Consider the following 6,013-nt stretch of genomic DNA (forward strand, 5'->3'; position numbering starts at 1 on the left):
GGTCGTACGCGCGCGCGTGGGGTGGACGGACCTCGTCGTCACTCCTGAGCGTGGGGTGCGGGTGGTGGACGGACTGCTGACGGGGCTGCACGAGCCGGAGGCCTCGCATCTGCTGATGCTGGAGGCGGTGGCCGGGCGGGCGGCGATCGACCGTGGGTACGAGGAGGCGCTGCGGGGTTCGTACCTGTGGCACGAGTTCGGGGACGTGCATCTCCTCCTGCCGGAGAACCCGCTCACACAGAGCATTGCTTCAGCAACTGTTGGTGAGAAAACCTCCGCGCCCCTGTGAGCCCGCACATAGGGCCCAGATCACGTACGAGGGGCGATAGGAGCCAAAAGGGACCCACCTGAACGGGGCAGACAGCCTGATCTGTCCCGTTTTGCCCTTCCCCGATCCACTACCGGGGTTAGTACGTCACACCTTTGCCTGGGCATTTTGCGGCCGCTAACAATGGCTCTCGTCGCTCAGCGCCGCGGGTTTTCTCCCCGCGGCGTTCGTGCCGAAAGCACCCGCCGCCGGACGACGAGAGCGACCTCCGCGTCTACTCGAAGAGGTCCCTTCCGCCATGCCCAAGAACACTCACAAGATCGCGATCGCTGGTGTCGCCACCCTCGGCGCTGCCGCCATCGCCTTCACCGTGGTTCCGGCCGACGGTCAGACGACCACCACGGACTCCCTCTCCTCGTCCCGCGTGGCCTACAGCTCCGGCCAGGTGCGTGACGTCAAGGCCAGCGTGACCGACCAGCTCGCCGCCACCAGCCTGAAGGTCGAGGCCATCGAGGCCAAGAAGAAGGCCGCCGCCGACGCGGTGGCCGCGAAGAAGAAGGCGGCCGCCACGGCCGCGGCGAAGAAGAAGGCGGCTGCCGCCGCCGCCGCGAAGAAGGCCGCCGCCGAGCGCAAGGCCAAGGCCGCCGCCGCGAGCCGGTCCGCGAACCGTCCCGTGGTCAAGCAGGTCGTCGTCAAGAGCTACCCGAACAACCTCGACGGCTGGATCCGCGAGTCTCTCGCCATCATGAAGAAGAAGGGCATCCCGGGCTCCTACCACGGGCTGCACAAGAACATCATCCGCGAGTCCTCGGGCAACCCGAAGGCCATCAACGACTGGGACATCAACGCCATCAACGGCATCCCGTCGAAGGGCCTGCTCCAGGTGATCCCGCCGACCTTCAAGGCGTACCACGTCCCCGGCACGTCCTGGAACATCTACGACCCGATCGCCAACATCACCGCCGCCGCCAACTACGCGGCCGACCGGTACGGCACGATCGACAACGTCAACAGCGCGTACTGAGCGTCCTGAGTACCGCCGAGACCCCCACGCGCCGAAGGGCGGCACCCCTGACCGGGGTGCCGCCCTTCGGCGTCGCAGGTCCGCTCGCGACTACTTGCGCATGACCTCGGGCTCGTGGCGGCGCAGGAAGCGGGCCACGAAGAAGCCGCAGATCACGCCGAGGACGAGCAGGGCGGCCATGTCCATGCCCCAGGCGCCGACGGTGTGCTCCCACAGCGGGTCGGCGTCGCCGCCGTCCGCGGGCGGACTGATCTTGTTGAAGTCCAGCGTGGCGCCCGCCGCGGCGACCGCCCAGCGCGACGGCATCAGGTACGAGAACTCGTTGACCCCCACCGCGCCGTTCAGCGAGAACAGGCAGCCGGTGAACACGACCTGGATGATCGCGAACATGACCAGCAGCGGCATGGTCTTCTCGGCCGTCTTCACCAGCGAGGAGATGATCAGACCGAACATCATCGAGGTGAAGCCCAGCGCCATGATCGGGATGGACAGCTCGACCATCGTGGCGGTGCCGAGGACCAGGCCCTGTGCCGGGATCTCCCGGCTGGAGAAGCCGATGACGCCGACCAGCAGGCCCTGGAACACGGTGATCACACCGAGCACGAACACCTTCGACATCAGGTACGCCGAGCGCGACAGGCCCGTCGCGCGCTCCCGCTCGTAGATCACCCGTTCCTTGATCAGTTCGCGGACGGAGTTCGCCGCGCCCGCGAAACAGGCGCCGACCGCGAGGATCAGCAGGACCGTGGTGGCCGTGCCGTTGGGGATGATCCGGCCGGTCTTGGGATTGACCGGGTTGGGCAGCAGGCTGTTGCCGGAGTCGATGAGGAGGCTCACCGCGCCCAGCACGGCCGGCAGGATCACCATCAGGCCGAGGAAGCCCTTGTCGGAGACGATCACCGACGTGTAACGGCGCACCAGCGTGACGAACTGGGACATCCAGCCCTGCGGCTTCGGCGGCTTCATCGCCTGCATGGGTGTCATCGATACGGGCTGCGGCGCGATGGCGTCGATGTCCGCGGCGTACATCTGGTAGTGCTGCGAACCCTTCCAGCGGCCCGCCCAGTCGTAGTCGCGGTAGTTCTCGAAGGCGGAGAAGACGTCGGCCCAGGTGTCGTAGCCGAAGAAGTTCAGGGCCTCCTCGGGCGGGCCGAAGTAGGCGACGCTGCCGCCGGGCGCCATCACGAGCAGCTTGTCGCAGATCGCGAGTTCGGCCACCGAGTGGGTGACCACCAGGACCGTACGGCCGTCGTCGGCGAGGCCGCGCAGCAGCTGCATGACATCGCGGTCCATGCCCGGGTCGAGCCCCGAGGTCGGCTCGTCGAGGAAGATCAGCGACGGCTTGGTCAGCAGCTCCAGGGCGACCGACACGCGCTTGCGCTGGCCACCGGAGAGGGAGGTGACCTTCTTCTCCTTGTGGATGTCCAGCTTCAGCTCGCGCAGCACCTCGTCGATGCGGGCGTCGCGTTCGGCGGCCGTGGTGTCGGCGGGGAAGCGGAGCTTGGCCGCGTACTTGAGGGCCTTCTTGACGGTCAGTTCCTTGTGCAGGATGTCGTCCTGCGGGACCAGACCGATGCGCTGGCGCAGCTCGGCGAACTGCTTGTAGAGGTTCCGGTTGTCGTAGAGGACGTCACCCTCGTTGGCGGGCCGGTAGCCGGTCAGCGCCTTGAGCAGGGTGGACTTTCCGGATCCGGACGGGCCGATGACCGCGATCAGCGACTTCTCCGGGACGCCGAAGGAGACGTCCTTGAGGATCTGCTTGCCGCCGTCGACCGTCACCGTCAGGTGGCGCGCCGAGAAGGAGACCTCGCCGGTGTCGACGAACTCCTCGAGGCGGTCGCCCACGATCCGGAACGTCGAGTGGCCGACGCCGACGATGTCGGTGGGGCCGAGCAGCTGCGAACCGCCCTTGGCGATCGGCTGGCCGTTGACGTACGTGCCGTTGTGCGAGCCGAGGTCGCGGATCTCCATGCGCCCGTCGGGCGTCGAGTGGAACTCGGCGTGGTTGCGCGAGACCTGGAGGTCGGACACGACCAGGTCGTTCTCCAGGGCACGGCCGATGCGCATGACGCGGCCGAGGGAGAACTGGTGGAACGTGGTCGGGCTGCGGTCGCCGTAGACCGGCGGCGCCCCCGCGCCGACGCCGGGCCCCTGCTGCTGGGGGATGGGCGCGTCGGCCTTCCGCGGCGGCTCCCATCCGGGCTGCTGCTGCTGCGGCTGCGGCGCCTGCTGCTGGGGCGGCGCCTGCTGCGCCCACCCCGGGTTGGCGCCCTGTGCGGCGTACGGCTGCTGCGCCTGCGGCTGCGCGAGGGCCGCCTGCGCGCCGGAGAGGTTCAGGCGCGGGCCGTCGGTGGCGTTGCCCAGGTGCACCGCCGAGCCGGGCCCGATGTCCACCTGGTGGACGCGCTGACCCTGTACGAACGTTCCGTTGGTGCTGCCGTGGTCCTCCAGTGTCCAGCCGCGGCCGTTGAAGCTGACCGTGGCGTGACGCCAGGAGACCCTGGCGTCGTCGAGGACGACGTCCCCCTGCGGATCCCGTCCGAGGGTGTATGACCTGGACGGATCGAGCGTCCAGGTGCGTCCGTTCAATTCCAGTACGAGTTCCGGCACTCCATGCCCCACTGAGTAGTCCCCCGAGTTACCCCCATCACAGGGAGTCTAGGGATGTCGAACATCGTCGGGAACTATTTCAGGCCCGGCCCCCTGACCGAAAGTCGGGCCTTGCGGAGAAGGCCTTCCGGGGTCGCGTCGTCTCATCGGCCGCTGCCGTTGACGGGGTTGAAAACGGGCCGGAGAGTGGTAAACGCACGCGAGGGGGACGGAAGCGGTGATCTTCACCGCTCCGCGCCGCGGATCGGGGGGTCTGCATGAGTTCCGGCACGAGCATCGACGACGGCGGGAGCACGGCGTACGGCCAGGGTGTGCCGTGGCTGGACGTGCTGCTGTCCGCGATCGCCGCGGTGAGCTGGGCGTTGATCGGGATGGCGGGGACGGCGGCGCTCGGCCTGCATCTGCTGGGGGCGGACACCGCGGGTTCGCTGGGGCCGATGACGGCGGCGGTCGTGGCGCTGGGGGCGGGCGGCTCCGTGACGCCGTCGGGCGATGTGTCCTCGTTCGGTCTGACGGGCGCGGAGGCGCACACGGCCATCGACATCACGCCACTGGGCGTGAGCCTGGCCGGAGCGCTGCTGCTGTCGTGGTTCTTCCTACGGTCCTTGCGCACGGCCCGAGTTGTGGTCGCGCCGGCCGAGCTCCTGGCGCGCGCGGCCACGGTGGTCGCGCTGTTCGCCGCCATGATGGGCGGGCTGGCCTGGGCAGGGCACGATGTCATCACGATCGACGGCGGATCGCTGGGCCTTGACGACGTGCCCGGCGGGGGCGGCGGCGTCGAGGTCCCCGGGCTGGGCGATCTCGGCGACATCGGCGGGCTGCTGCCCGACCGGCTCGGGGATCTGGTCGACGCCCAGGCGGCGGTCGGGTTCACCGTGGACACGGCCGCGACGCTGCTCGGCGGGCTTCTCTGGTCGGCGGCGGTGCTGCTGATCGCCCTGCTGGCCTCGCGCCGTACGCCGCTGCCGCCGGGCTGGGACGTCCTGCACCGGGTGGTACGGCCCGCCGTGTCCGCCGTCGTCACGGTGCTGCTGGTCGCGGTGGCCGCCGGGTTCGCGGCGGCGGCGTACGCGGCGATCGGTGACGATCATCCCCGGCGGATCGCGGGCGCGGCGCTCCTCGGGGCGCCCAACGGGGTGTGGCTGGGCGTGGACGTCGGTCTGTTCGTGCCGTGGGACGGCAGGGCGACGGGTGTCCTGACACGTGTGCTGCCGGATCCCCTCGACGACGTGCTGGGCGCCGGCTCCGACCAGTCGGTGACGCTGGGGCGGCTGGCGGAACTGGACGGCCGCGTATGGCTGTTGGCGGTCGCGGCGGCGGCGATGATGCTGCTGGCGGGGGTGTTGACGGCGGTACGCAGCCCGGTGGGACCGGTGCGGGCGGGCACGGCGGATCCCGGTTCCGGTGCGGTGCGGGGTGCGGGCGTCGCCGGTTTCGCCGGGCGGTGCGCAGTGCGGCTGGCGGTCGTGACCGCGCTGGCCCTGCCCCTGCTCGCCTGGTTGGCGGACGTGTCCGTCGACGCATCCCTGTCGGTGCTCGGGTTCGACGCCTTCGGCGCGGGCGTGGAGTTGCACGGGCAGCTCGGTATGGCGCTGCTGCTCGGGGCCGTGTGGGGCGCCGGCGCGGGCGCGGCCGGTGCGCTGCTCGCCCACGCGACCGGGGCGGCGGGAACGTGGGCGACGGCGGTGGCACTGCGTGACACCGCCGCGGGGCGCGAGGAGAGGACCCCGGTGCCGGGACCGGTCGGGCAGCGTCCTTACGAGCACGGTCCGGGGCGGACGGCGGAGGAGGCCGGCCGGCTCCCCGCGACGGACGGCCGCTCCGGACCGTACGTGCCGGGTGCGCCGTACCGGCCGCCCAACCCCGCGACCAACCCGTATCTGCGGATGCCGGAGGGCGCGGGGAAACCGCAGGACGAGCGGCCCGGGGACGACGGCGTGCGCGACGGCGTGCGCGACGACGTGTACGACGACGTGTACGACGCGCCCACGATGGTGAGCCCCTTCGAACCGTTCTTTTATAACAATTTGCCCCGCCCGAGAAAGAAAGAGGGTAGAACCCGGGTGTGCGCACAATCATAAAAAAAAAAAAAATACAGAAACCAGCTAACT

4 protein-coding genes are annotated in these 6,013 nt (G+C 69.8%); 3 read left to right on the forward strand and 1 reads right to left on the reverse strand.

Features of this window, described 5'->3' with window-relative positions:
• Together P1P75_RS38860 and P1P75_RS38865 are read left to right on the forward strand one after the other, a co-directional pair.
• Window positions 1-289, forward strand: a 289-nt coding sequence (locus tag P1P75_RS38860) for an S-adenosylmethionine:tRNA ribosyltransferase-isomerase (RefSeq protein ID WP_319264266.1), incomplete at its 5' end; no start/stop codon positions are given.
• Between the two features lie 277 nt (window positions 290-566).
• Complete coding sequence (locus P1P75_RS38865) at window positions 567-1,292, forward strand: transglycosylase SLT domain-containing protein (RefSeq protein ID WP_319264267.1); 726 nt, start codon at window positions 567-569, stop codon at window positions 1,290-1,292.
• A 90-nt stretch (window positions 1,293-1,382) separates the two neighbouring features.
• Here the strand turns inward: P1P75_RS38865 and P1P75_RS38870 are convergent, their stop codons facing one another.
• Entirely contained in the window at window positions 1,383-3,914 is a 2,532-nt protein-coding gene (locus P1P75_RS38870) for an FHA domain-containing protein (protein WP_319264269.1), read from the reverse strand.
• A 245-nt stretch (window positions 3,915-4,159) separates the two neighbouring features.
• On the opposite strand from P1P75_RS38870, the gene P1P75_RS38875 reads away from it, so the two are divergent.
• Window positions 4,160-5,983, forward strand: a complete 1,824-nt coding sequence (locus tag P1P75_RS38875) for a streptophobe family protein (RefSeq protein ID WP_319264271.1) — start codon at window positions 4,160-4,162, stop codon at window positions 5,981-5,983.
• Window positions 5,984-6,013: the final 30 nt, after the last annotated feature.

It is taken from the genome of Streptomyces sp. ID05-39B (assembly GCF_033794725.1).
Lineage (GTDB): Bacteria > Actinomycetota > Actinomycetes > Streptomycetales > Streptomycetaceae > Streptomyces > Streptomyces bobili.